The following is a 24,337-nucleotide window of genomic DNA, read 5'->3' on the forward strand; positions in this document are numbered from 1 at the left end:
ATCGCGTCGCGGTCCGCCTCGGGGATGATCGCGGGTCCGTCTGTCGCTGGAGGGCGGAACTGGTGATCGGCGGATAACGTCGGCGCATGACTGTTGAGCACCCCGCGCTCGCACTGCGTGGCCTGGCCAAGCGGTTCGACGGCACGATCGCGGTGGCCGGCGTCGACCTGGACGTCCCCGCCGGCTCCTTCTACGGCCTGCTCGGCCCGAACGGCGCCGGCAAGACGACCACGCTGTCGATGGCTGTCGGGCTGTTGCGACCGGACGCCGGCTCTGCCTGGGTGCTCGGGCACGACGTCTGGCAGGACCCGGTCACCGCCAAGCGGCTGCTCGGCGTGATGCCCGACGGGGTCCGGTTGTTCGACCGGCTGACCGGGGCGGAGCTGCTGGCGTACAACGGGTTGTTGCGGGGGATGGACCCGGCGGTGGTCGACCAGCGGGCCGCCGAGCTGCTGGACGTGCTGGCGCTCGGCGACGCCGGTCGCACGCTGGTGGTGGACTACTCGGCGGGCATGAAGAAGAAGATCGGCCTGGCCTGCGCGCTGCTGCACGGTCCTCGGGTGCTGGTGTTGGACGAGCCGTTCGAGGCTGTCGACCCGGTGTCCGCGGCGCTGATCCGGGACATCCTCACCCGGTACGCGGCCGGTGGCGGCACCGTGGTGTTCTCCAGTCACGTCATGGAGGTCGTCGAGCGGTTGTGCTCGCACGTGGCGATCCTCGCTCAGGGCGTCATCAAGCGGGTCGGGACCATCGACGAGGTCCGCGGCGGTCGCTCGTTGGAGCAGGTCTTCGTCGAGGTGGTCGGCGGGCGCACCGCTACCGGCGAGGAGCTGTCGTGGCTCTCCCAGTGAGCGCGAACGCCACCCCCGCCGCGCCGCTACGGTCGGTCTCCGCTCGACACTTCGTACGGCTCAAGCTGCGGGTGATGGGCAACAACTTCCGGGGCCAGGGCTGGCGGATCGCCCTGTTCATCGGCGGCGCGTTGCTCGGGCTCTGGTTCGCGGCCAGCGGGTTCTTCCTCTTCGCCGCGCCGGGCCTGGCCGGCAACGGCCGGTACGCGGTGCTCGTCGCGGCGGCCGGCGGCGGGCTGCTGGTGCTCGGCTGGCTGCTCCTGCCACTTGTCTTCTTCGGCGTGGACGAGACGCTCGATCCAGCCCGGTTCGCGCTGCTGCCACTGCCCCGGCGCACGTTGGTGACCGGCCTGTTCGCGGCGGCTCTGGTCAGCGTGCCGGTGCTCGCGGTGCTCCTCGCGACGTCCGGGCTGGTGCTGACCGCCTGGTCGTTGGGTGGCTGGTCGGCGGGGTTGGTCGCCGCCGTGGGTGTGCTCGCCGGGCTCCTGCTCTGTGTTGCGGCGAGCCGTGCGGTGACCAGCGCCTTCGCCACCATGCTGCGGTCCCGACGGGTCCGCGACCTGGCAGCCGTGCTGCTGGCGGTGACGGCGGCGCTGCTCGGCCCTCTCCAGGTCATCGGCCTCGCCGCGCTACGGGAGGCGGACTGGAGCCGGTTGAGCGGTGTGGCGACCGTGATCGGTTGGACGCCGTTGGGCGCCCCGTGGACGCTCGGCATCGACGTGGCCCAGGGGCGTGCGTGGGCGGCACCGGTCAAGTTGCTGATCACTGTGGTGGCGCTCGGCGGCCTGCTGGCCTGGTGGTCCCGGTCGCTCGAGTCGGCGATGGTGGGCGCGGCGAGCGGCGGCAAGGCACCGGTTCGACGCGGGGTCGCGGGTGGCGCGGTCGCCCAACTGTTCCCCCGGGCCGCTGGCTGGGCCCGCCGGGACCGGTTCGGTGCCCTGGTCGCCCGGGAGGCCCGTTACTGGTGGCGGGACGCGCGCCGCCGCGCCAACCTGATCTCGATCGCGGTGGTCGGCATCTTCGTGCCCGTCTTCGTCAACGTCACCGGCGGCGACTTCGCTGCCATGGACAGCGGGGGGTTGACGGCGGCTGCCAACGACAGCTCGCCGGTCGTGGTCACCATTTCCATGGTTCTCGTGGGTGTGCTGGCCGCCGCCACCCTGGCCAACCAGTTCGGTTTCGACGGCAGCGCGTACGCCGCGAACGTGGTGGCCGGCGTGCCCGGCCGGGTCGAGCTGCGGGCGAGGATGACGGCCTTCTCGCTGTACGTGCTGCCGATGCTGGCGTTCGTGTCGGTGGTGCTGTCGGTGCTGCTCAGTCGACCCGGATGGATCGGGCTCACCTTCGGCAGCCTGGTCGCCACCTACGGCGTCGGGCTGGCGGTGAACAGCCTGGTCTCGGTGCTCGGGGCGTACTCACTGCCGGAGACCAGCAACCCGTTCGCGATGAACAGCGGCGCGGGGCTCACGAAGGGGCTGCTCACCCTGCTGAGCATGCTCGCCTCGGCGGTAGCCGCGGTGCCGATGGTGGTGGCCGCCGCGCTGCTCGGTGACGCGTGGCTCTGGCTGGCCCTGCCGGTCGGCGGCGCGTACGGGCTGGGCGCGGCGCTGCTGGGCACGTACCTGGCCGGGGACGTGCTGGACCGCCGCCAGCCGGAACTGCTGGCCACTGTCACCCCGCGCCGTTAACCGACGCGGCGGCCAGCCGCCTGGCCAGCGTCGGCGAGAAAGTCACGCCAGGCGGCCGGAGCGAAGGTGAGGACCGGGCCGGAGCGATCCTTGCTGTCCCGGAGGGGCGGCCGCGCCGGGCGCGACCGGGTCGGAGCGGTTGGCTGACCCCGGCGCAGACCTGGCGGGCGAACGGCGGGCGCTGGTGAACCCCGCAGCCCAGCAGCCGGATCGGGCCTCCGACCAGGCAGGCGACCGGACGACACACCGCACCAGGGATCGGTGTCTCACCGCGAGCGTGATGTCCCTGAGGCATCAATATGATTCACAGACATCACCCTCATTCGGGCATTGCCCTCCGCCGAGCGGACCGCGCCGCGGCCGGGCGACCCCACCGCCCGGGACGGCCGGAGAGCCGACGTGAGCCGACCGCACCTGCCGATGCGGCCCGCCGACCTGCACGAGCGCTTCCTTGGTTGGGCGAGGGCCCGGGGCGGCACAATGTTTCACGTGAATCATGAGCCGGGTGCCGAGATCCACCACACCGATCCGTTCGCTGTGCCGACCGGGCAACGGTCGCCGGTACGCCGGCTGCGTGGTCGCCTCGCCGCACCGGTGACCCTCTGGACGGCGCCCGGTCCGGCCGGGCTGACCGTCTCGTCCACCCTGGTGGCCGAGGGGGAACCCGACCGGCTGCTCGGGCTGATCGACCCGGAGTCCGACCTCTGGGCGTCGGCCGAGGAGTCGGGTCGGTTCGCTGTCACGCCGCTCGGCCCGCCGCACCGGCAGCTCGCCGACCGGTTCGCCGGCCTCTTCCCCGCCCCGGGCGGGCTCTTCGCGACCGGCGCGTGGAACGAGACGCCGTACGGGCCGGTTCCGGCGGACGCCGGTGGCTGGGCCGGGTGCCGGCTGGACACCGCCCGGGAGTACGGCTGGGGCCTGCTGGTCGAGGCCACCATCGAGGCCGTCGACCTGACCGGGGAGGCCACCCCGCTGCTGCACTACCGGGGTCGCTACCACGAGCTGCCGATCTGAACGGAAGCCTCCCCATGAGGCGACCGATCACCGCAGTGACCTGAGTCACTTGGCGCAGCCAGCCAACCGCTCGGCGCACTCGCCGACCGGCGTCGATCTCAGCCTTCCCTGCCGGGGAGTGCGCTCTCTACGGTGCGCGAAACTCCTCTGACGCCTGTGAAGGTGGTGATCCACAGATGTCCACGGACACACCCGCTCCGGCCGCTTCCCAGTCGGACAAGTACCTGGCCGTACAACGGTCGGACGAGTTCGCCGGGCTGCGGCGTGCGCTGCGCGGCTTCGTCTTCCCGATGACCGTCGCGTTCTTCCTGTGGTATGCGCTCTACGTCATTCTCTCCGCGTACGCCCGGGACTTCATGGGCACGAAGCTGTTCGGCAGCAACATCAACGTCGCACTGGTCTTCGGCCTGCTCCAGTTCGTCTCCACGTTCGTGATCGCCTGGCTCTACTCCCGGTACGCGGACCGGAAGATCGACCCCATCGCGGACCGAATCCGCGCCGAGATCGGGGAGGTGACCCGTGAAGACGGTTCACGCGGTTGAGTCGTTCCTCGCGGCTGAGGCGGGCAATCACACCGCCCGCAACCTGACCATCACGCTCTTCCTGGTCTTCGTGGCAGTGACCCTGGGCATCACCATCTGGGCCAGCCGGCAGACCAAGACGGCTACCGACTTCTACGCGGGCGGCCGGTCCTTCTCCGGTTTCCAGAACGGCATGGCGATCGGCGGCGACTACATGTCGGCCGCCTCGTTCCTCGGCATCGCCGGCATCATCGCGTTGTACGGCTACGACGGCTTCCTCTACTCGATCGGCTTCCTGGTCGCCTGGCTGGTGGCCCTGCTGCTGGTCGCGGAGCTGCTGCGCAACTCGGGCCGGTACACGATGGCGGACGTGCTGGCCTTCCGGATGCGTCAGCGTCCGGTGCGTACCGCGGCTGCGGTCTCCACCATCACGGTGTCGATCTTCTACCTGCTCGCGCAGATGGTGGGCGCCGGCGCGCTGGTCGCGCTGCTGCTCGGCATCCGGCCGGGAACGACCTTCCTCGGCATGGACGCGGCCACCGCCAAGGTGGCCACCATCATCATGGTCGGCACCCTGATGATCATCTACGTGACCGTGGGTGGCATGAAGGGCACCACCTACGTGCAGATCGTCAAGGCGTTCCTGCTCATGGGCGGCGCGCTGTTGATGACCATCCTGGTGCTGGCGAAGTTCAACTTCAACCTGTCGGAGCTGCTCGGCCAGGCGGCCGCCGCATCCGGCAAGGGCAGCGCGTTCCTCGAACCCGGGCTCCGGTACGGCGTCGAGGTCGCCGGCAACTCGACGCAGACGTTCTACAACAAGGTCGACCTGCTGTCCCTGGGCATCGCCCTGGTGCTCGGCACCGCCGGTCTGCCGCACATCCTGATCCGCTTCTACACGGTGCCGACCGCGAAGGCGGCCCGTAAGAGCGTGCTCTGGGCGATCGGCATCATCGGCACCTTCTACCTGCTCACCCTGGCCCTCGGCTTCGGTGCGGCGGCGCTGGTCGGCAGCCAGGCGATCACGGCACAGGACAAGGCCGGCAACACCGCCGCGCCGCAGTTGGCCGAAGCGCTCGGCATCGACTTCTTCGGCGGCGAACTGGGCGGGGCAGCTCTGCTGGCGATCATCGCGGCGGTCGCCTTCGCCACCATCCTCGCGGTGGTCGCCGGGTTGACGCTGGCCTCGTCGTCCAGCCTGGCGCACGACTTCTACGCGAACGTGCTGAAGAAGGGTGAGGCGTCGGAGCGGCAGGAGGTGCGGGTCGCCCGGATCTCCGCCCTGGGGATCGGCGCGGTGTCGATCGCCCTGTCGATCTACGCGCAGAACCTCAACGTGGCGTTCCTGGTGGCGCTGGCCTTCGCGGTCGCCGCCTCGGGCAACCTGCCGGCGATCCTCTACAGCCTGTTCTGGCGGCGGTTCAACACCTCCGGCGCGGTGTGGTCGATCTACGGCGGGCTGATCTCGGCCGTGCTGCTGGTGTTCTTCTCGCCGGTGGTCTCCGGTGCGGCGACGTCGATGTTCCCGGACCACGACTGGCAGTGGTTCCCGCTGTCCAACCCGGGCATCCTCTCCATCCCGTTCGGTTTCCTCTGCGGGTGGATCGGCACTGTCATCTCCAAGGAGCACGACGAGGACAAGTACGCGGAGCTGGAGGTGCGCGCCCTCACCGGCTCAGGCGCCCACTGATCACAGCACCTGTCGAGGGGTTCCCTGTTGACGTCGCACGTCAACAGGGGACCCCTTCGGCGAATTCGGCGGTCGGTAGGCTGAGCGCATGAAGGTTGCTGAGCGCTTTGGTTCCGATCACCGCGTCCTCGTCACCGGCGGAGCTGGCTTCGTCCCGTCACACCTGGTGGACGCCCTGATCGCCCGAGGCTGCACGGTGGTGGCGCTGGACAACTTCGTGACCGGCTCCAAGGAGAACGTCGCCCACCTGCTGGACCGGCCGACCTTCACCCTCGTCGAAGCGGACATCTCCGACGGTCTGCCGACCCACCACCCGGCGCTGGCCGAGCGGTTCGACGCGATCCTGCACATGGCCTCTCCGGCCAGCCCCACCGACTTCGCCCAACTGCCGGTGGAGATCCTCCGGGTCGGCTCGGTCGGCACCCTGCACCTGCTGGAACGCGCGGTCGCCGACGGCGCCCGGTTCCTGATGGCCTCCACCTCCGAGGCGTACGGAGACCCGAAGGAGCACCCGCAGCGGGAGACCTACTGGGGCAACGTCAACCCGATCGGGGTCCGCAGCGTCTACGACGAGGCCAAGCGCTTCTCCGAGGCCGCGACGATGGCGTACCACCGCTACCGCGGGCTCGACGCGGCGATCGTCCGGATCTTCAACACGTACGGCCCGCGGATGCGCCCGGACGACGGCCGCGCCATCCCCACCTTCATCTCCCAGGCGCTGCGCGGCGAGCCGATCACCGTGCACGGCACCGGCAACCAGACCCGGTCGATCTGCTTCGTCGAGGATCTGGTGCGCGGCATCCTGCTGCTGCTCGACTCGACCGAGACGGGCCCGGTAAACTGCGGCACCGAGCACGAGCTGACCATGCGGCAACTCGCCGAGTTGATCGTGTCACTCTCCGACAGCACCTCGAAGGTGACCTATGTCACCCGCAGCTCGGATGACCCGGAGATGCGCCGCCCGGATCTGACGCTCGCTCGCGAACTGCTCGGATACGAGCCGTCGGTCGCGCCCGAAGATGGCCTGCGACGCACGATCGAGTACTTCCGGTCGCGGCTAGGGTAACCGGATCCCCGCGTACCGCCTGCCGCTGAGTGTCGCCTGAAGGCGGCAGTGGCTCCCGCTACGTACCCTGATTTACATGTCCGCGACCTCGTCTGCCGGCGTCCCGCATCCGTACCTGCACCGCAGCGCCGGCCGCGCATCGGTGCCCGGCCCCGATCGGGGCGCCTCCGGGCGTGCCCGTCCGACCGAGGCGCGCTTCTACCCGTCGTACGACGAGGAACAGCCCCGGTCCGGCGGCCCGGCGGGGCCGACCGGGCCTGGCGGCCCGGGTGGCACCGGCGGGTCGGGACGGCGCGGCCCGCGACCGCGCTGGGGCCGGATCGCCCTGGTGGCCGGGGCTGCGGTGCTGGTGCTGGCGCTGCTCGGCAGCGTCGGCGCCTGGTTGTACGCCCGCAACCTCAACAGTGACCTGGCCCGCACCGACCCGTTCGCGGAGATCACCGGTGGTCGGCCCGCCAAGACCGTCGATGGCGCGCTGAACATCCTGCTGGTCGGCAGCGACTCACGGGACCCGGACGCACCGGTCGACAGCAAGAGTCAGTGGCGCGCCGACACGATCATCGTCATGCACATTCCGGCCGACCACCAGGAGGCCTACCTGGTCTCCATCCCCCGGGACCTGTACGTGCCGATCCCGGAGAGCGCCGGCGCGGACTGCGGCTCCGGTTCGCGCGCGAAGATCAACGCAGCGTTCGCGTTCGGTGGGCTGCCGCTGGCGGTACGCACCGTGGAGTGCTTCACCGACGTTCGGATCGACCACGTGATGGCGATCGACTTCGGCGGCTTCAAGGAGGTCACCGACGCTCTCGGCGGGGTGGACCTGAAGGTGGAGCGCACCATCACCTCGATCCACAAGCCGTACCGGACCTTCACCAAGGGCACCAACCACATGGACGGTGCGGAGGCCCTGGACTGGATCCGGCAGCGCAAGCAGTTCCCGGACGGTGACTTCGCCCGGATGCGGCACCAGCAGGAGTTCCTCCGGGCCCTGATGGACAAGGCGGCCAGCACCGGCACGCTGGCGAACCCGAAGAAGCTGAACGATTTCCTCAAATCGGTGACCGCGGCCGTAACCGTCGACCAGACTTTCTCGGTTACAGACATGGCGCTTCAGTTCCGTAACCTGCGCGGCCAGAACCTCACCTTCGTGACCAGCCCGAACTCGGGCAGCGACACGATCAACGGCGAGTCGGTGGTGGTGTCGGACCGGGAGAAGGCGCTCGCGATGTACCAGGCCATGTCCGCCGACACGATGGCCGACTGGGTCAAGGCGAACCCGCCGAAGAGCAACGACGGCGGCTGAGCGCGGCCCGGCTGGCACCAGCCGTTCGGATCATCGAGCGGCGACGATCGACTGAGTCTGCAAAATTCGACGTCCGGATTGACCCGGGATGAACTCGCCAAGTCGATTTGATGTACGTACAGTGGTGCCGCCCCCTCCTGATCACGAGCTGGAGCACGCATGCCGGTTCAGGCCAGTCGTCGCCCTTCTTCCTCCGGGTCCGCCGCCCCCAGCGGCCGAGTCGCTGCGGCCATACCCGCGCAGGCGCGCCCCTCGGGAGGCGGGCCGGGCTCGCGTCCGCCGGGTAGCGGCGGTGGCGGCGGTGGCGGCGACCGCCCGGGTGGCGGTGGGTCGAAGAAGCGGACCAAGCGCAAGGACCCGCTCTGGGCCAGGCTGACCGTCGTCTTCGGTGCCGTGCTGATGCTGAGCAGCGGGGTGGCCATCGTCGGCAGCAAGGCGTTGATCGGGCAGGCGACCGGCGGCATCGCGAAGGGCAACCTGCTGGGTGATGCCGGCAAGTCCGACGCCGAGGGCGGTGCGAGCCTGGACGGCCCGATCGACATGCTGCTGCTCGGCGTGGACGCGCGGGAGCGCTGGGCCGCCGACGACGTCCGTTCGGACAGCATCATCGTCCTGCACATTCCGGCCACGCACGACCAGGCGTACCTGATCTCGATCCCCCGGGACACCGAGGCGCAGATCCCGGCGTTCAAGAAGAGCGGCTACGGCGGCGGTTCCGGAAAGATCAACGCCGCGTTCCAGGCCGGTGCCGCCAACGGTGGCGGCTGGGAGGGTGGCGCCCAGCTGATGGCCCAGACGATCAAGCGGCTCACCGGGATCAGCTTCGACGGCGCGGCGATCATCAACTTCGGTGGCTTCAAGAACGTCATCGACACCCTGGGCACGGTGCGGATCTGTGTCAGCCAGGAGGTCAAGTCGCTGCACATGTCGTACGTCGACGGCAAGCCCATGTGGAACGCGGACGCCAAGAAGACCGGCAAGCAGCGGACCCCGGTGGTGCACAAGAAGGGCTGCCAGGAGATGGAGGGTTGGGCCGCGCTCGACTACTCCCGCCAGCGCAAGACCCTCAAGAACGGCGACTACGACCGGCAGGCCAACCAGCAGCAGCTGATCAAGGCGATGGCGAAGAAGGCCACCGAGGGTGGGATGTTGTCCAACCCGGCCAAGATGAACAACCTGATCAAGGCGGCGGGCAAGGCATTCGTGCTGGACACCGGCGGCGTGCCGATCGAGGACTTCATCTTCACCATGCGCGGGGTCACCGGCAACGAGCTGACCATGCTCAAGACCAACAACGGCACCTTCAACGCCAACAACAACAACACCGAGGGTCTGAACGAAGAGACCCTGGCGATGTTCCAGGCGGTCAAGCAGGACAAACTCGCCGAGTTCGTCTTCACCCACCCCGAGGTGATCTCCACTCGCAAGTGAGGCCGGGAGTCGCGGAAAGCCAGCGACGACCTCCTCACCGCCCGTAGCCTGACGTGAACGGGTTTCACGTATCGGCTGCGGGGAGGCGGTCACGTCCAGGTGGGGACGGAACGCAGCGGGCCGGGCCGAAGCAGCCCCGTCCGCCCGGTCGCCCCGCGCCCGTGGGCCGCGGATCCTGCTCGGCATCGGCCTGGCCCTCGTCCTGCTGGCGGGGCTCGCCGTGGCCGGGCTCAAGACGCTCAGCCACCGCTACGACCGCACGGTGACCAAGGAGCAACTGCTCGACGCCGACGCCCGCACCGAGCGCACCGACCTGGACGGCCCGCTCAACTACCTCCTGGTCGGCTCCGACCGGCGCCCGGGCGAGAGCGGCCCCGACCAGCGCTCGGACACCATCCTCATCGTGCACGTCCCCGCCGGGCAGCGGGAGGCGTACCTGGTCTCCATCCCGCGTGACCTGCTGGTCGCCATCCCGCCCGCGAACGGCTTCGGCGGCGGTCAAGACAAGATCAATGCCGCGTACGAGCACGGCGGCGGCGGGCAGGCCGGCGCCCAACTGCTCTCCGCCACCCTGCACCGGCTCACCGGCATCCGGTTCGACGGCGCCGCGCTGATCGACTTCTCCGGCTTCCGGAAGGTCATCGACCTGCTCGGCGGGGTGGAGATGTGCGTGGACACCGAGGTCCGCTCGATCCACACCAACCGGGTCTTCCCCACCGGCTGCCAGCAGATGGACGGCGCGCAGGCGCTCGACTACGTCCGACAGCGCTACGACCTGCCCGGCGGTGACTACGACCGGCAGCACCACCAGCAGCAGCTGCTCAGGGCGATGTTGGACAGCGCCGGCAAGGCGGACCTGCGGAGCAACCCCGTCAAACTGGACCAGGTGCTCCGGGCGGTCGGCGGCTCGTTGACCGTCGACACCAACGGCGTACCCCTGGAGGATCTGCTCCTCGCGCTGCGCGCGCTGCCGCCCGACGGGATGCGCGGCGTCCAGGTGCCCTCCTCGCCGCAGACCATCGACGAGGTCTCGTACGTGGTGCTGGACAACGGCGGCAACGGGCTGTTCGAGGCGCTGCGCGACACCCGGGTGCCGGCCTGGGCGCAGGCCAATCCCCGCTGGGTGACCCGGTTGTGACGGTGCCGACGGCCCGGTCGGTGTCGAACCGGGCCACGAGGATCTAGTGTTGCTTCCTGTGTTCGGACCCCAGGTTCCCACAGTGCCCGTGACCGAGATCGCCGACGAGACCTACCTGCTGGATGTGCGGGAGGACGACGAGTGGGCGGCCGGCCACGCGCCCACCGCTCACCACCTGCCGATGATGCAGCTGCCGGCCCGGCTGGCCGAGGTGCCCACAGACCGGGAGGTGGCGGTCGTCTGCCGTTCCGGCGGGCGTTCCGCCCAGGTCGTCGCCTACCTGATCAACAACGGTTGGGAGCAGGTGCGCAACGCCGACGGCGGGATGCGCCAGTGGGCTGCCGTCGGCCGACCGGTGGTCGACGCGAACGGGCAGCCCGGCCAGGTCATCTGAGGCCGGCGCAATGGGCGGGCCACTGGTCTTCGCGCACCGCGGCGCCTCGTTCGACCTACCCGAGCACACCCTCGCCGCGTACCTGCGCGCCCTCGACGAGGGCGCCGACGGCCTGGAGTGCGACGTCCGGCTGACCCGGGACGGGCACCTGGTCTGTGTGCACGACCGACGACTGGACCGCACCAGCAACGGTCGCGGTCTGGTCAGCGCGCGTACGCTCGCCGAACTGGACGCCCTGGACTTCGGCTCGTGGCACCCGGGCGGCGCCCCGGACGGTGATCTGCCGCCTGACGAGTCACACACCCGGCTGCTGACCCTGGCCCGGCTCCTGGACGCGGTGCTCGCCGCCGGGCGGCCGGTCCGACTGCTGGTGGAGACGAAGCACCCGTCCCGCTACGGCTCAAACGTGGAACGGCGGCTGGTCAGCCTGCTGCGCCGGTACGGGCTCGCCGACCCCACGCCGGACGACCCGGTGCAGGTAACAGTCATGTCGTTCTCCCCGCTGGCGGTCCGTCGGGTGCGCGAGCTGGCCCCGACGCTGCCCACCGTGCTGTTGCTGGAGGTGCTGCCGCGCTGGCTGCGGTTGGGCCGGCTGCCGTTCGGCACCCGGATCGCCGGGCCGGGCATCGGCCTGGTCCGGACCCGCCCGCAGTTGCTGCCTGCGCTACGCGCCGCCGGCAACCAGGTGTACGTCTGGACGATCAACGAGCCGACCGACCTGGAGCTGGTGCTGGCCGCCGGGGTGGACGGGATCATCACCGACCGGCCCGCGTACGCCCTCGCCCGGCTGGACCGCTGACCCATCGACCGGGCGGGGGTGCCCAAAACCGGGTCGGCGGGGCAGACTCGGCACATGCCGGAGCGTATCGATTTCCCCGCTCTCCTCGCCGGCCACACCGTCGTGATCGAGATGATCAACTCGGGCGACGCGGGCCTGCCGGTCCTCACCCAACTGCTCCGGGTGGCCCAGCCGGCGCTCGGCGCGACCGGGATGGCGTTCGTCGAGTTCGGTCCCACCGGCGGTCGCGTCATCGCCGCGACCGGCGCGGCGGAATGGGCCCTGGGCCGACCACTGGCGGTCGACGACCCGGACACCGTCTGCCTGCTCACCGGACCACGGGTACGACAGGCGCGGGTGAGTGACCTCAACGGCAAGCTGGCCGCCGAACTGGCCGGCAGCGGCCTGCGCCGGATGGTCGTCTCCCGGGCCGAGATCGGCGGTCACACCGTCGGCAGCCTGCACGCGCTCTACCCGGGCGACGACGAGCCGGGCGCCGAGCAGCAGGGGGTGATCGCCTATCTCGCCTCCTGCGTCGGGCACATGTACGGCGACCAGAGTGGCCTGCCGGTGCACGGCGACGGCCCGGTGGTGGCGGCCCTCGCCGACGGGCTGGCCGTCGTCGACCGGGACGGGCACGTCCGGCTCTGGAACCCGGCCGCCGCCCAGGTCACTGGCCGGACGGTCGAGCAGTCGCTGAGCCGCCCGCTGCCATTCCCGCTGCCACCCTCCGGGCAGGTTCGGGACCATCGGATGCCGGACGGCCGCTGGCTGCGGATCACCTCCGGCGACCTGCCCGGCCCGGGAACGTTACGGGTGGTCACCTTCCGCGACATCACCGACCAGCAGCGCCGCGACCACGACCGCGAACTGTTCGTCGCGGTCACCAGCCACGAGCTGCGCACCCCGGTCACCGTCATCAAGGGGTACGCGGACACCCTCACCGACCACTGGGAGTCGCTGACCGACGTCGACCGACGGCAGGCGGCCCGGGTGATCGGGCAACGCGCCAACGAGCTGGCCCGGCTGGTCGACCGTCTGCTCAGCTCGGCGGCCGAGGTGGGGCCGGGCGACGACCCTCCCACCCCGTTCGACCTCGGTGAGGCGCTGCGCTCCGCCGTCGTCGACCTGCCGGCCGAGCTGCGCCGCCGGCTGGTGCTCCGCCTTCCGAGCGACCTGCCCAAGGCGCTCGGTCACCGGCCCAGCCTGGCCACGGTGCTGACCGAGTTGACGACGAACGCCGGTAAGTACTCGGCACCTGAATCTCCCATCGAGATCACCGCCTCGGGCGACGGTCATCTGGTGGCGTTCCGGGTCAGCGACCAGGGCATCGGCATCCGACCCGAGCACGTGGAACGGGCGTTCGACAGGTTCTGGCAGGGCGAGTCCGGCGACCGGCGCGGCTATCCCGGAGCCGGGCTCGGGCTCTATCTCGTCCGCCGGATCGTTGAACAACAGAATGGATGGGTATCCCTACGTCCGAGGACCGGCGGCGGTACGGTCGCAGAGGTGCGGCTACCACGCGGTTGACCAGGGGTGGCGCGACGTGGAGGCGACGGTGGCAGCGGCAACGAGGGATCGGGCCTGGTGCGTGGTGGTTCCGCACCACCCGGGCGGGGCACGGCTGGCCCGACACCGGCTCGCCGCCGAGCTGACGGATGTCGTACCCCCGACGATCCTCGCGGACCTGATCGCGGTGCTCGCGGAGCTGGTGGGCAACGCGGTGCGGCACGCCAGACCGCTGCCCGGCGACGTGATCAGGGTTGCCTGGCACCTGCGGCCCTCGGCCGAGGGCACACTGATCCAGCTTCGGGTCACCGACGGCGGCAGCGCGAGCACCGGGCCACGGCTCCGGACGGCCAGCCCGGATGCGGCGGACGGGCGCGGCCTGCACATCGTGGCCGGCCTGGCGACCCGTTGGGGCGTCGAGCAGGACGGCATGGGCCAGCGCGTCTGGGCGGAGTTCGACGGGGTGCCGACACCCCGACCCGACCTGGTGCCGGCCGGCTGAGGACCACTCGGGCGGGTCCCGGTCACGGCGAGCCGCTCGAAGCTCTAGGCTGTGACGCCGTGAGTAAGCGTCGAAAGAGCCAGCGCGCCGCCGCCGACACCACCCCTCGTCGCGACAAGGTGCGGGACGTCTTCGTGCCGCGTCCGTTCGACGGGCTGGTCGACGAGTCCGAGTGGATCGCGCTGCGCGAGTTGGTGCCCGCCGCCTCCGCCCCGCTGCGGCTGGCGCCCGCCCTGGTCGAGGAATTCGGCGACCGGACGGCGACGCTCGCCACGGTGCTGCCCATGGCCGCCCCGGCGATCACCAAGCCGGACGGGCGGGTGCTGATCGGCCTCCAGCGCCACCAGCAGTCCGGTGACGTGTCGCGGGACCTGGCCGACGCGTTGCTCAGCGCGCTGCGCGCTGAGCCGGGTGGCCAGGTGGCGGTGGCGCCACTGCCCGGCCCCGGGCCCCGGCTGCAGGACATCCTCGTGGACGGTCCGCTGGACATCACCATGCACGACGGTTTCGACTTCTGGCTCGACCCCGGGGCCGCCGACGATCCGACCGTCCAGGCGTCACTGGAGCGGGCGAACGCGGCCATCTACCCAACGGTCCGGCTGACCGCGGCGAAGGCCGCGTACTGGTGTCAGGTCCCGGAGAAGGCCCACGTGCGCTGGGTGCTGCCGGACGACGAGGACGCCGCCCTGGACGCGCTGGCCCGACTCGGCGCGGCTGGCACGTTGACGCTCGGCGAGCAGACCAAGTTCGCCGGCATGTTCCGCGCGCACGGCCGACTCGTGCCGGTCTGGGACCTGCCGGAGGAGACCCCGGCCGCCGAGTGGGAGGAGCCGGTGGCGCAGTTCGCCAAGCGGTACGCCGAGGCGCTCACCGTCACCGACCCACTCGACGCCGCCGGCCGCCGGGCCCGTCAGGGGCTGCTCGGCCGTCAGCTCACCCTGCGCTGAGCCGGGGACGACAGCGCCCGCCGCGCGGCCGGCGCTGTCGTCCACTCAGCCGGACGGCTGCGCTCGTCGCGGGCTCAGCCGGCGACGGGTAGCGGCTCCCGGGTGATCGGGCAGGACATGCAGCGCGGTCCGCCCCGACCGGAGCCCAACTCGGAGCCGGCGATCGGGATCACCTCGATGCCGGCCCGCTCCAGTTGGGCGTTGGTCGCCGTGTTGCGCTCGTAGCCGACGCAGAGCCGGGGGGCCAGCGCGAGGGTGTTGTTGCCGTCGTCCCACTGCTCGCGTTCCGCGGTGACCGGATCCAGGCCGGTGTCGATGACCCGGAGCAGGTCGAGGTCCATCGCGTCGGCGGCGGCCCGCAGGAACGGTGCCGGCCCGTCCACCCGCGGGTCCTCGCCGTCCCCGCCGGCGATCACCGTGTACGCGGACAGCGTGCTGGCGATGTTGGGGTACATCAGGACGGCGTCCACGTCGACCATCGTGCACACGGTGTCCAGGTGCATGGTGGCGCGTTTCTGGGCGATCGGCACCACCAGGATGGTGTGGGCCAGGCCGGCGGCGAAGACCTGTCGACCGAGGCGTTCCGCGCCGGCCGGTGTCGTCCGCTCACCCACCCCGACCGCCAGCACGCCGGGCGCGAGCAGCAGCACGTCCCCGCCCTCCAGGTGCTCAAGGGTGGGGCGGTAGACGAACTCGGTGCCGGCGAACCGGGGGTGGTGGCGGTAGATGGCGTCGGTCAGGGTGGTCTCGCGGCGGCGGGCCGGCATGGCCAGGCTGGTGACGCCGACCCGGTCGCCGATCCACAGCGACGAGTCGCGGGTGAAGAGCAGGTTGGGCAACGGGTCGATGACGAAGTCGTGTCGGTCCATCAGCGTGTAGACCAGCCCACCGGGCCGCTCGGAGCTGATCCGCAACTCCTCGTGGGCCAGCCCGGCGGTGAGCACGTCGGCCAGCGCGGCCGGGTCCAGGTAGGAGAGGTGGTCGGCGACGCGGGCGCGCAGCGTGTCGCCGAGCCGCCGGGAGCGCAGCACCTGCTCGGTGAGTTCGGCCCGGGCGTCCGCGACGGCCAGCGTCTCGGCCAGCAGGGTGGCCAGGTAGAGCACCTCGACGCCGCGTTCGCGCAGGGCGGCGGCGAACGCGTCGTGTTCCTCCTGGGCGCGCTCCACCCAGGGGATCGCGTCGAACAGGAGCGAGTCGTTGTTGCGCGGGGTGAGCCGGGCCAGTTCGGGGCCGGGCCGGTGCAGCAGTACGGTGCCGAGCCGGCCGACTTCACTGTCGACGTAGTGGGTCACTCCCGCAGCGTAGGGCAGGGTTTAGCGGCATCCGAGAAAAGAACTGTGGATGAATATGGCATTCATCCACAGTCACTCCGGCGCTCCGGCTTGCAGAACACCGGTAGTGGCAACGTAGGGTAGTGAGGACATAACTTCGAGGGACCTTTTGCCGGAGGTCGCGATGACTGTCTTTCCCGCACGACGAGCCGTACCGTCCGCTCGGGCACTGCCGCCCGTCGCGGTGCCACACCCCCGCGTCGAGGCGCCGGGGGTTCTCGAACCGGTCCGTCCGACACCGCTCGAATGGGCCCGCCGCCGTCGTGCTGAGCGGGGTGCACGCCGCCTGGAGGCGGCCGGTGCACGGGCGTTGGGCCAACTCGACCACCTCGGGCCTTCCTGGCACGTGATCGAGTGGCCGCGCACCGACGTGACAGACGTCCTCGACCACGGTCAGGACGATCGAGCCGGGTTCCTCGCCATCGGGCCGAGTGGCCTCTTCGCCGTGACCATCGCCGACCACGGCCGGGCCCGGGTGCTCGTCGCCGGAGACGTGGTGCAGATCAACGGCAAGCGACCTCCGTACGTGGCCGAGTCCCGCCGGGACGCCAAGAGAGCCAGCAAGGCCCTCTCGGAGGCGGTGGGGCTTCCCGTTCCGGTGACACCGGTGCTGACCTTCGTCGGTTCGGGCGTGATCAGCGTCTACGGCCTTCCGAAGGACTGTCTGATGGCCACCCACCGGGAACTGGACCGGCTGCTCGTGGCCGGTGGCAGCCGGATCAGCCCTGCCACCGCCGAGAAGCTTTCCCGGGTCGCGCAACACCCGGGCACCTGGCTGAACGGCACGTACCGTCCAACCGCCGACTACCGGTGGTACGACGAGGGCCGAACGGCCGCTGACAAGCCGGCCCACCGCCGGTAACGTCACCGGCGACGCCACGCGGCTCCGGTCCCCCCGTTCACCTCACCGGTTTCCGCGCCGTCACCGGTCGCTGCGGTTCACGCTGCGCGCCCCGGTGACCCGGTGCGCTCGGTGATTCCGTCGGCGACCCGCTAGCGTGGACAGTCGATCGGTGCACATAGGAGGCGCGGTGGCCCACGTCGAACTTTCGCTCTCGGAAGCGTTCGTGCCGGCGGCGCGGGCCTCGACAGAGCCGGAGTCCGACAATGTCGGCCAATGGTCGTCGACAGTCTCCCGGGCCGACGAGCCGTGCCTGCTGATCGACGCCGACACCCGGGTGGTGGCAATCTCCGCGGCCGGTTGCGAACTGCTCTGCCTCGGTGAGCCGGCCGGGCTGATCGGTCGACCGTTGCTCGATGGCGGGCTGCGCCTGCTCGACTTCACCGCCAACCGGGGCGAGCTGACCGAAGCCGAGATCGACAAGATTCCGCCCCTGCTGGCGCTCTCCTCCGGCCGACTCGCCCGGGGGCTACTCAGGGTGCAGGCCGCCTCCGCGAACAGCTCCGACGCGACAGTTGACGCGATCTCCACCCCGGTGCTCACCGACGGCACCGTCGCCGGCTCACTCACCTTCTTCTCCGAGGTCTGACCTGCGGCGCAGTGTGTCCTTCGCCGCACGCGGCGTTGCCGGGGCGGGTTTGCACGAAGGCCGTAGGGTGCCCTCATGCTCGATATCGCTCTGCTGCCGGGGGAATACGCTGTGTGCCGGCTGGCTCCTGGCAACACCCTGCCGTACGCGCTGTCGAGCGGGCTGCGCGGCGCGGACGTGGTGACCGTGAGCTGGACCTCCGACGGGATCTCCGTGATCTGCCCGACCGAGCGGGCGCCGGCACAGGCCGTGGTGGAGACGACCTGGCGCTGCCTACGGGTCACCGCCCCGGTGACGCTGGCCGGCACCGGCAGTCTGGCCGCGCTGGTCGACCCGCTCGCCGAGGCCCGGGTCAGTGCCGTCACGTTCTCCACGTTCGACACCGACTATCTGCTGGTGCCGACCGTCCGGTTGACCGAGGGCACGGCCGCGCTCCAGCGCGCCGGGCATCGCGTCACCGGCTGACCTTCACCCGACCGGCCGCTCACCCTACGATGGGCTCGGCCACCCCGGCCGCGAAGAATTCTCCGATGTCCCGAGGATCGGCCCGTGCCGTTCACCCCGCCCCCGCCCGCGTCCCCCGCACCGCGGTCGACGATCCACCCCGCACCGGCGGCTCCTGGGCGGGCAGTCGATCGCGTTCCGGCGCGGAGCCTCGCCCGAGTCCTGCCGATGGCGCTCGCCGTCGCGGCGCTGGCCGGCTGTGGCGCCCCACCCGGGCTGGGGGAGCCGACGAGCGTTCCCACCCACACCGCAGCCCCGACACCGTCCGGCCCGAGCACCGCACCGGCCACCCCGCCGGCCACCGCCCCGTCTCTCGGCACTGTCACGCCCACCCCGGACGCCGGGTTGGTCGCGACGGCCTGCCGCAACGGGCCGACCGGCCAGCGGGTGCTGCAACTGTTGCGGGGCAGGGCCGGAGTGCTGCCGGCGAACGTCCGGGTCCAGGTCCGCACCGGGCCGCTCTGCGCGGGCGACTGGCAGTTCACAGTGCTGACGGTGACCGGGCACGAGGAACTCCAGGTGATCACCCGGGGCGAGCCCGGTTCCCCGGTGCTGGTCACCGCCGGCACTGACGTCTGCACCATCGAGGTCCGCGCCACCAGTCCGGCCGGGATTCGGGCCCTCGCCTGTGACGCCGGCCCGGCCAACGGGCCGGGTGCGTAGGCTGATCGGCATGCCGGGAACACCGCCGACACGTTTCGTCTTCCTCGGGCCGGAAGGCACCTTCGCCGAGCAGGCCCTGCGCTCGATACCCGCCGCCGAGCGCGGTGCCCGTACGCCCGCTCGCAGCGTCGGAGAGGCGCTGGACAGCGTCCGCGCCGGCGACGCCGACGCCGCCCTGGTGCCACTGGAGAACTCGATCGGCGGGGCGGTGGGCGTCACGCTGGACGAGATGGCCGAGGGCGAGCCGCTGGTGATCACCCGGGAAGTGATCCTGTCGGTGGAGTTCGTGCTCGCCGCACGGCCCGACACCCCGCTGACCTCGATCCGCACCGTCGCGGCCCATCCACAGGCGTCTACCCAGTGCCGGGGCTGGTTACGCAACCACCTGCCCGACGCCGTGGTGGTCGACGTGCTCTCCAACGGCGCGGCGGCCGCCGGTGCCGGCACGGGCGAGTACGACGCGGCGATCTGCGCACCGATCGGAGCCGCCCGGCACCGACTCACCACACTCGCCGACAAGATCGCCGACCACCCCGACGCGGTGACCCGGTTCGCGTTGGTGTCCCGCCCCGGGCCGCCACCCCCGCCGACCGGTGACGACCTCACCTCGCTCGCGGTCTTCATCGCCCACGACCGGGTCGGCGCGCTGCTGTCCGTGCTGATGGAGCTGGCCGTCCGTGGGGTCAACCTGACCCGGATCGAATCCCGGCCGACCGGCGAGGCGTTGGGCCGCTACGTCTTCTTCCTGGACTGCACCGGCCATGTCGCCGACGTACGCCTGGGCGAGGCGTTGCAGGGGCTCCGCAGGGTCTGTGCCGACGTCCGCTTCCTGGGCTCCTACCCCCGGCACCGGTGGGCCGAGGCGGGCGAACGCCCGGTGCCCGCGCCGGCGGGCCTCTCCGACGTCGACTACGCCGACGCGGCGGCCTGGTTGGCCCGCCTGCGTACCGGCGAGTTGACCTGACCGGCGCGGAGCGCCCCCGAGGAAACGGGAGCGCCCGCGCCGCCGCGGTCAGCTCGACGGATCAGGTGCGCGTCGCGCGACTGCCGATCAGCTCAGCAGACCGCCGAGCAGACCGCCCTCCTGCTGCTGCTGGCCACTGCCCATGACCGGTGGCTCCTCGGACGGCTGCACCACCACGAAGCCCTGACCGGCGAAGCTCATGGTGAACGACTCACCGGTGCGGCGCCCCAACAGAGTGCCGAGGCCGAGCTGTTCGGCCCGGTGGTAGCCGGTCTGGAGGTTTGCCGACCAGCAGACCGCGGCCTGGGGGTCGACGTACGTCGGGGCGTCCACGTTCAGCACGACCGGGGTGCCCTTGGTGGTGATGGCGATCCGCCCGTAGCCGCTGAACACACAGTTGAAGAGGCCGGACGAGGACGCCATCCCGGCGCCGCCGACCATCCTGATGTCGTACTGGAGGGTGGAGTCGAAGGCGAGCACGCTGCTGCCGTTGATGGAGAGGGCGTCGCCCGGCTCCAGGTCGATGATGTGCACGTCCTTGGCCAGCTCGGCGAGGAAGACGTCACCCTGCCCGGTGACCTTCATCAGCGGGACGCCCTCGCCGGTGAGCTTCTGCTTGAGGAACTTGCCGAGCCCACCTGAACCCAACGCCTGGAACTGCACATTCCCCTGGTAGGCGACCATCGACCCGACCCGGGCCATCGCCTCGCCGTTGAGCTCGATCTTCAACATCTTGGAGTTCTGCAACCGCATGCCGGGCTGCGCGGACTCCTTCTCCAGATTCTCCGCGGAGAACAGCTCGCTGCGCATGAAAGGGCCTCCTGAATAGGGTCGCGTTCGCTGCACCGACGGTAGGCGACCTCGGCAAGCGCCGGCCGTCGGACGGGCGGCGCGGCGCGGCGCGTTCGTGTGGCGCGGGTGGGCGGACGTCGAGCGGCGGGGCTCAGCCCCAGCCGAGCGCGTGCAACCGCGCGTCGTCGATGCCGAAGTGGTGGGCGATCTCGTGTACCACAGTCACCGCCACCTCGTCGATGACGTCGTCGTCGTTGTCGCAGATCCGCAGGATCGGACGGCGGTAGATGAAGATCCGGTCGGGCAGCACACCGGAATAGCCCCAACCGCGGTCGGTGAGCGCATGCCCCTCGTAGAGGCCGAGCAGGTCGACCTCTCCCGGTGGTGGGTCGTCCTCGACCAGAATCACCACGTTGTTCATCAGGCCGAGTAGTTCTTCGGGCACCTCGTCGAGGGCTTCGCCGACCAACTCCTCGAAGCGCTCACGGCTCATCTCCACCGGCACCTCGCCCATTGTGCCCGACGCGCGGGCACGCGGCCCGGTCCTGCTGGACGACGGTGACTGTCATCCGCACATGCACGGAAGAAGCGACCACCCGAAACCGGGCGGAGGCTCCTTCCGTGGACGTACGGGGTGGGCCGGCTGGCTCAGGCAGCCAGGCGGGCGTTGAGGGTGATCTCGGCGCCCGGCGAGAGCAGGCGGGAGATCGGGCAGTTGGCCTTGGCGGCCTCGGCGAGCTTCTGGAACTCCGCCTCGTCGATCCCCGGGACCTGGCCGACCGTCTCCAGGTCGATCCGGGTCACGGTCATGCCGGCGTCGGTCTTGTCCAGGTGCACCTTGGCGGTGGTCTCGACCGAGGTGGCCGTCGAGCCCGCGTCGGCAAGCGCCTTGGAGAACGCCATCGAGAAGCAGCCGGCGTGCGCAGCGGCGATCAGCTCCTCGGGGTTGGTGCCTTCACCCTCCTCGAAGCGCGACTTGAAGGAGTAGTTGCCGGACAGGCCGCCCTTACCGGTGCGAATGGTGCCCGCGCCCTCGGTGAGATTGCCCTGCCATTGTGCTGAAGCGGTACGGATAGGCATGGGGCAAACGCTAGCGGAAAGGCGACCATCGGGCGACAGACCGGCGCGCGCGCCAGCCCTGCGATCCCTGTCACCACCAGCTTGCTGTGCCATGATGCGACCCAGGTCCGTGACCGGCGAAGGGTGGCCGATGTCCGAGGAGCTTCCGATCCCGCGGCAGGGCGACCGCTCCGAGGCCCCTGCGGTGATCGAGTGGGGTGCCGACGAGCCGGCCCCGCGACGCCGCTTCGCCTGGTCCCTGGCCGACCTCGCGCAGGATCCCCGGCTGCCCCTGCTGCTCGCCGGTCTGGGCGCGGTGGCCGCGATCGCCTCGCTCGTCGGTGAGTGGCTGGTGATGAGCCTGCCGAACGGTGGGCCCGAGGGCAACACGACGATCGAGGTGCCCGCCGGGGTGTCCGAGGTCGGTGGCTTCGGGGTCGGCTACCTGGTCGGGCTTATCGCCCTCGTCTGTGCCGTGGCGCTGACGTTGCGCGGCACGGCGGCCGTACGGCCGAATGCCCGGCTGGCCGGCCTCACATTGGCCGCTGCCCTGCTGGTGCTGCTGGTGGCCGCCACGGCGGGCCTCGACAACCCCGGTCAGCGAAACTTCTTCTACTCGCTCGAGGACGGCTTTCGGATCGAGTACGGCCGTGGGCTGGTGATGGCGTTCGTCGCCTGTGTGCTGTTCGCTGCCGCTCTGCGACTGACTCCCGCCGCACCCCCCGCCGTGTTCGGCGGCACACCAGACGACGATGACCGGCCCGGCGACGCGCCAGCACCGCGCCCCTGGCGCCGCCGCCGGGGCCCCGATCCGATCGAGGACGGCCTTCCGTCTCCGGCCGACCTGACGGTCACCCCCGCCGCCCCCTTCGCCCGCCCTGACTCCCAGCCCTGACCGGCCCCCCTTCACCCGCTCACCGAACGGGAGTGGGTGGGAGTTGGCGTCCGATTCGCCTGGAAGTCATGGATGCGACCCGTTCCGCGAGGTACGGTTGCTGACCCGCCGTCACTCCGAGACTCGGGTTCCCTGACCCTGGCGGTGCGACGGCGGCGGGCGAAGGAGGAACCATGACCCGCCCGGGACTGCCCAAGTTGATCGCGACCGACCTCGACGGGACGCTGGTCCGCAGCGATGACACCGTCTCCGCGTACACCCATGGGGTGCTCGACCGGGTGCGCGCCGCCGGAATCCCGGTGGTCGGCGCGACCGGACGCGGCCCTCGGTTGACCGAGTTGACCCGCAACGACATCCGCGCCGCCGACTTCCTGGTGATGGCCGGCGGTGGACGGGTGGTCGACCAGAGCGACCCGAGCGGCCCGGTGGTGCTCCGCGACGAGCGGCTGCCCGCCGAGGTTCTGGCTCGGCTCCTCGCCGACCTGGAGGCGGAGGTCGGCCCGCTGACCGTGATGGTCGAGGCGTCCGACGAGCACGACGCCCCGCTGTGGGGCGACTACCACGAGAGCTGGCCGTACCAGGACCGCTTCGAGGCACGCACTCGCGACGAGTGCCTCGCCTGCGACGTGATCAAGGCGTTCGCCCGGACCGCCGACCATCACGTGGACGAGCTGCTGGCGGTGGCCCGCCGGATCGTCCCGCCGCAGGTCGCCACACTCACCCAGGCCGGGCTCGGCTTCATCGAGATCTGCCCGCCCGGCGTGGACAAGGCGACCGGGTTGACAGTGGTGGCGCAGACCCTCGGGGTCGACCCGGCCGATGTGCTGGTCTTCGGCGACATGCCCAACGACCTGCCGATGTTCGAGTGGGCCGGCTGGTCGCGGGTGGCCGTGGCCAACGCGCACCCCGAGTTGCGTGCCGTCGCCGACGAGGTGACGTTGCGCAACGACGACGACGGGGTGGCGGTGTATCTGGACCGGCTACTGTCCCGGTAATGGGAGACACACCCCGCCTCATCGCCACCGACATCGACGGCACGCTGATCCGCGACGACCACACCGTCAGCCCACGCACCGCCGACCTGCTCGCGCGGATCTCTGCGCAGGGCACGCCGGTCGTCCTGGTCACCGGCCGTCCGGTCCGCTGGCTCAAAATGGTGTACGACCAGCTCGCCCGACCGCTGCCGGCGGTCTGCGCCAACGGCGCCGTGGTCTACGACCCGTTCTCCGACGAGGTGGTGCGGGCTGACCCGCTCGCCCCGCACCACCTGGCCGAGGTGGCCCGGAGGCTACGGGCCGAGGTGCCCGGGATCAGCTTCGCCGTGGAGATCCTGGACAGCCGGGAGATGCGGCACGAGGAGCACTACCCCCTGCGCTGGGACGCCGACGCCAGCGGCATCCGACCGGTCGAGACGCCGGAGGAGTTGCTCTCCGTCCCGGCGGTGAAGCTCCTCGCCCGAGCCGGCGAGCAGGACCCGGATGCCTTCGCCGAGCTGATCGCCGCGGCGGTGGCGGGGTTGGCCGAGGCCACGCACTCGTCGTCCTCGGGGCTGGTGGAGATCTCGGCGGCCGGCGTGACCAAGGCGGCGGGGCTGGCCTGGTACTGCGACCAGGTCGGGGTGGCCGCGGAGGACGTGCTGGCCTTCGGCGACATGCCGAACGACGTGCCGATGCTGACCTGGGCCGGGCGTGGTGTGGCGGTGGCCAACGCGCACCGCGCCGTCCTGGCGGTCGCCGACGATGTGACGACGGCGAACACCGAGGACGGCGTGGCGGCGTACCTGGAGAAGATCTTCGGGGTGGACTGA

26 protein-coding genes and 1 pseudogene are annotated in these 24,337 nt (G+C 71.0%); 22 read left to right on the forward strand and 5 right to left on the reverse strand.

The genetic code is table 11. From position 1 onward, the window contains the following. The first annotated feature begins 86 nt into the window (after nt 1-86). Nucleotides 87-851 (forward strand): ABC transporter ATP-binding protein, encoded by a 765-nt coding sequence (locus ACLQ3F_RS25990; protein WP_203119014.1) that lies wholly within the window; start codon nt 87-89, stop codon nt 849-851. Beyond that, nucleotides 836-2,539 (forward strand): ABC transporter permease, encoded by a 1,704-nt coding sequence (locus ACLQ3F_RS25995; protein ID WP_425851984.1) that lies wholly within the window; start codon nt 836-838, stop codon nt 2,537-2,539. Before ACLQ3F_RS25990 ends, ACLQ3F_RS25995 begins: the two co-directional genes overlap by 16 nt. Here ACLQ3F_RS25995 and ACLQ3F_RS26000 read toward each other — a convergent pair. Beyond that, nucleotides 2,536-2,643 (reverse strand): annotated as a pseudogene (locus ACLQ3F_RS26000) (DUF397 domain-containing protein); the annotation flags it as partial. The gene ACLQ3F_RS25995 and the pseudogene ACLQ3F_RS26000 sit on opposite strands and share 4 nt — an antisense overlap. Before the next feature lie 316 nt (nt 2,644-2,959). Here ACLQ3F_RS26000 and ACLQ3F_RS26005 point away from each other — a divergent pair. The 12 genes from ACLQ3F_RS26005 (at nt 2,960) to ACLQ3F_RS26060 (ending at nt 14,832) form a co-directional block, all read left to right on the forward strand. After that, nucleotides 2,960-3,553: a flavin reductase family protein gene (locus tag ACLQ3F_RS26005; protein WP_357258035.1), complete on the forward strand. Its 594-nt coding sequence runs from the start codon at nt 2,960-2,962 to the stop codon at nt 3,551-3,553. 176 nt (nt 3,554-3,729) lie between these two features. Further along, a complete protein-coding gene (locus tag ACLQ3F_RS26010) occupies nt 3,730-4,095 on the forward strand; it encodes a DUF485 domain-containing protein (RefSeq protein WP_355004471.1) in 366 nt (121 codons plus the stop codon). After that, nucleotides 4,073-5,764, forward strand: coding sequence for a solute symporter family protein (locus ACLQ3F_RS26015; RefSeq protein WP_357193634.1), 1,692 nt, complete (start codon nt 4,073-4,075; stop codon nt 5,762-5,764). The genes ACLQ3F_RS26010 and ACLQ3F_RS26015 overlap by 23 nt, the downstream gene beginning before the upstream one ends. 88 nt (nt 5,765-5,852) lie before the next feature. After that, a complete protein-coding gene (locus ACLQ3F_RS26020; RefSeq protein ID WP_091396807.1) occupies nt 5,853-6,830 on the forward strand; it encodes an NAD-dependent epimerase/dehydratase family protein in 978 nt (325 codons plus the stop codon). Between the two features lie 76 nt (nt 6,831-6,906). After that, nucleotides 6,907-8,133 (forward strand): LCP family protein, encoded by a 1,227-nt coding sequence (locus ACLQ3F_RS26025; protein WP_357193631.1) that lies wholly within the window; start codon nt 6,907-6,909, stop codon nt 8,131-8,133. A gap of 159 nt (nt 8,134-8,292) precedes the next feature. After that, the gene (locus ACLQ3F_RS26030; protein ID WP_357193628.1) at nt 8,293-9,564 is read left to right on the forward strand and encodes an LCP family protein; all 1,272 of its coding nucleotides are present in this window, start codon (nt 8,293-8,295) and stop codon (nt 9,562-9,564) included. A gap of 220 nt (nt 9,565-9,784) precedes the next feature. Next, complete coding sequence (locus tag ACLQ3F_RS26035; protein WP_357193625.1) at nt 9,785-10,702, forward strand: LCP family protein; 918 nt, start codon at nt 9,785-9,787, stop codon at nt 10,700-10,702. A 58-nt stretch (nt 10,703-10,760) separates the two neighbouring features. Then, nucleotides 10,761-11,096 (forward strand): rhodanese-like domain-containing protein, encoded by a 336-nt coding sequence (locus ACLQ3F_RS26040; RefSeq protein WP_030331693.1) that lies wholly within the window; start codon nt 10,761-10,763, stop codon nt 11,094-11,096. A 10-nt stretch (nt 11,097-11,106) separates the two neighbouring features. Continuing rightward, nucleotides 11,107-11,895 (forward strand): glycerophosphodiester phosphodiesterase, encoded by a 789-nt coding sequence (locus ACLQ3F_RS26045; protein ID WP_357193622.1) that lies wholly within the window; start codon nt 11,107-11,109, stop codon nt 11,893-11,895. 54 nt (nt 11,896-11,949) lie between these two features. Beyond that, a complete protein-coding gene (locus tag ACLQ3F_RS26050) occupies nt 11,950-13,404 on the forward strand; it encodes a PAS domain-containing sensor histidine kinase (protein WP_357193619.1) in 1,455 nt (484 codons plus the stop codon). A 61-nt stretch (nt 13,405-13,465) separates the two neighbouring features. Beyond that, nucleotides 13,466-13,885, forward strand: a complete 420-nt coding sequence (locus tag ACLQ3F_RS26055; protein WP_425852122.1) for an ATP-binding protein — start codon at nt 13,466-13,468, stop codon at nt 13,883-13,885. 59 nt (nt 13,886-13,944) lie between these two features. Further along, the gene (locus ACLQ3F_RS26060; RefSeq protein ID WP_355004478.1) at nt 13,945-14,832 is read left to right on the forward strand and encodes a DUF5926 family protein; all 888 of its coding nucleotides are present in this window, start codon (nt 13,945-13,947) and stop codon (nt 14,830-14,832) included. A 74-nt stretch (nt 14,833-14,906) separates the two neighbouring features. On the opposite strand, the gene ACLQ3F_RS26065 is transcribed toward ACLQ3F_RS26060, so the two are convergent. Next, nucleotides 14,907-16,124 carry an arginine deiminase gene (locus tag ACLQ3F_RS26065; RefSeq protein WP_425851989.1) on the reverse strand — a complete coding sequence of 406 codons (1,218 nt, stop codon included), beginning with the start codon at nt 16,122-16,124 and terminating at the stop codon, nt 14,907-14,909. 163 nt (nt 16,125-16,287) lie between these two features. On the opposite strand from ACLQ3F_RS26065, the gene ACLQ3F_RS26070 reads away from it, so the two are divergent. From ACLQ3F_RS26070 to pheA, 5 genes are all read left to right on the forward strand, one after another. After that, entirely contained in the window at nt 16,288-17,025 is a 738-nt protein-coding gene (locus tag ACLQ3F_RS26070) for a hypothetical protein (protein ID WP_355004480.1), read from the forward strand. Between the two features lie 169 nt (nt 17,026-17,194). After that, a complete protein-coding gene (locus ACLQ3F_RS26075) occupies nt 17,195-17,653 on the forward strand; it encodes a hypothetical protein (RefSeq protein ID WP_238681601.1) in 459 nt (152 codons plus the stop codon). A 75-nt stretch (nt 17,654-17,728) separates the two neighbouring features. Beyond that, on the forward strand, nt 17,729-18,118 hold the full coding sequence (locus ACLQ3F_RS26080; protein WP_357193605.1) for an ACT domain-containing protein: 390 nt from the start codon (nt 17,729-17,731) through the stop codon (nt 18,116-18,118). Between the two features lie 207 nt (nt 18,119-18,325). Continuing rightward, the gene (locus ACLQ3F_RS26085) at nt 18,326-18,820 is read left to right on the forward strand and encodes a hypothetical protein (RefSeq protein WP_425851991.1); all 495 of its coding nucleotides are present in this window, start codon (nt 18,326-18,328) and stop codon (nt 18,818-18,820) included. 10 nt (nt 18,821-18,830) lie between these two features. Further along, nucleotides 18,831-19,784, forward strand: coding sequence for a prephenate dehydratase (gene pheA / locus ACLQ3F_RS26090; protein ID WP_355004484.1), 954 nt, complete (start codon nt 18,831-18,833; stop codon nt 19,782-19,784). Nucleotides 19,785-19,871: 87 nt separating this feature from the next. Here the strand turns inward: pheA and ACLQ3F_RS26095 are convergent, their stop codons facing one another. The 3 genes from ACLQ3F_RS26095 to ACLQ3F_RS26105 form a co-directional block, all read right to left on the reverse strand. After that, complete coding sequence (locus ACLQ3F_RS26095) at nt 19,872-20,594, reverse strand: AIM24 family protein (protein ID WP_354969821.1); 723 nt, start codon at nt 20,592-20,594, stop codon at nt 19,872-19,874. 133 nt (nt 20,595-20,727) lie between these two features. Continuing rightward, complete coding sequence (locus ACLQ3F_RS26100; protein ID WP_357193788.1) at nt 20,728-21,075, reverse strand: metallopeptidase family protein; 348 nt, start codon at nt 21,073-21,075, stop codon at nt 20,728-20,730. 149 nt (nt 21,076-21,224) lie between these two features. Then, nucleotides 21,225-21,656 (reverse strand): OsmC family protein, encoded by a 432-nt coding sequence (locus ACLQ3F_RS26105; protein WP_355004485.1) that lies wholly within the window; start codon nt 21,654-21,656, stop codon nt 21,225-21,227. 130 nt (nt 21,657-21,786) lie between these two features. On the opposite strand from ACLQ3F_RS26105, the gene ACLQ3F_RS26110 reads away from it, so the two are divergent. The 3 genes from ACLQ3F_RS26110 (at nt 21,787) to ACLQ3F_RS26120 (ending at nt 24,337) form a co-directional block, all read left to right on the forward strand. Continuing rightward, nucleotides 21,787-22,530: a hypothetical protein gene (locus ACLQ3F_RS26110; protein WP_425851994.1), complete on the forward strand. Its 744-nt coding sequence runs from the start codon at nt 21,787-21,789 to the stop codon at nt 22,528-22,530. Nucleotides 22,531-22,703: 173 nt separating this feature from the next. Continuing rightward, nucleotides 22,704-23,525, forward strand: a complete 822-nt coding sequence (locus ACLQ3F_RS26115) for an HAD family hydrolase (protein WP_355004487.1) — start codon at nt 22,704-22,706, stop codon at nt 23,523-23,525. Next, nucleotides 23,525-24,337: an HAD family hydrolase gene (locus ACLQ3F_RS26120; protein ID WP_357193594.1), complete on the forward strand. Its 813-nt coding sequence runs from the start codon at nt 23,525-23,527 to the stop codon at nt 24,335-24,337. Before ACLQ3F_RS26115 ends, ACLQ3F_RS26120 begins: the two co-directional genes overlap by 1 nt.

Source organism: Micromonospora sp. DT15, assembly GCF_049841475.1.
Taxonomy (GTDB): domain Bacteria; phylum Actinomycetota; class Actinomycetes; order Mycobacteriales; family Micromonosporaceae; genus Micromonospora.

Coding starts and splice junctions, on each gene's coding strand:
- ACLQ3F_RS25990 (WP_203119014.1), top strand. CDS start 87: ATGACTGTTGAGCACCCCGCGCTCGCACTGCGTGGCCTGGCCAAGCGG.
- ACLQ3F_RS26005 (WP_357258035.1), top strand. CDS start 2,960: ATGCGGCCCGCCGACCTGCACGAGCGCTTCCTTGGTTGGGCGAGGGCC.
- ACLQ3F_RS26010 (WP_355004471.1), top strand. CDS start 3,730: ATGTCCACGGACACACCCGCTCCGGCCGCTTCCCAGTCGGACAAGTAC.
- ACLQ3F_RS26020 (WP_091396807.1), top strand. CDS start 5,853: ATGAAGGTTGCTGAGCGCTTTGGTTCCGATCACCGCGTCCTCGTCACC.
- ACLQ3F_RS26025 (WP_357193631.1), top strand. CDS start 6,907: ATGTCCGCGACCTCGTCTGCCGGCGTCCCGCATCCGTACCTGCACCGC.
- ACLQ3F_RS26030 (WP_357193628.1), top strand. CDS start 8,293: ATGCCGGTTCAGGCCAGTCGTCGCCCTTCTTCCTCCGGGTCCGCCGCC.
- ACLQ3F_RS26045 (WP_357193622.1), top strand. CDS start 11,107: ATGGGCGGGCCACTGGTCTTCGCGCACCGCGGCGCCTCGTTCGACCTA.
- ACLQ3F_RS26050 (WP_357193619.1), top strand. CDS start 11,950: ATGCCGGAGCGTATCGATTTCCCCGCTCTCCTCGCCGGCCACACCGTC.
- ACLQ3F_RS26070 (WP_355004480.1), top strand. CDS start 16,288: ATGACTGTCTTTCCCGCACGACGAGCCGTACCGTCCGCTCGGGCACTG.
- ACLQ3F_RS26080 (WP_357193605.1), top strand. CDS start 17,729: ATGCTCGATATCGCTCTGCTGCCGGGGGAATACGCTGTGTGCCGGCTG.
- ACLQ3F_RS26085 (WP_425851991.1), top strand. CDS start 18,326: ATGGCGCTCGCCGTCGCGGCGCTGGCCGGCTGTGGCGCCCCACCCGGG.
- pheA (WP_355004484.1), top strand. CDS start 18,831: ATGCCGGGAACACCGCCGACACGTTTCGTCTTCCTCGGGCCGGAAGGC.
- ACLQ3F_RS26095 (WP_354969821.1), bottom strand. CDS start 20,594: ATGCGCAGCGAGCTGTTCTCCGCGGAGAATCTGGAGAAGGAGTCCGCG.
- ACLQ3F_RS26105 (WP_355004485.1), bottom strand. CDS start 21,656: ATGCCTATCCGTACCGCTTCAGCACAATGGCAGGGCAATCTCACCGAG.
- ACLQ3F_RS26110 (WP_425851994.1), top strand. CDS start 21,787: ATGTCCGAGGAGCTTCCGATCCCGCGGCAGGGCGACCGCTCCGAGGCC.
- ACLQ3F_RS26115 (WP_355004487.1), top strand. CDS start 22,704: ATGACCCGCCCGGGACTGCCCAAGTTGATCGCGACCGACCTCGACGGG.
- ACLQ3F_RS26120 (WP_357193594.1), top strand. CDS start 23,525: ATGGGAGACACACCCCGCCTCATCGCCACCGACATCGACGGCACGCTG.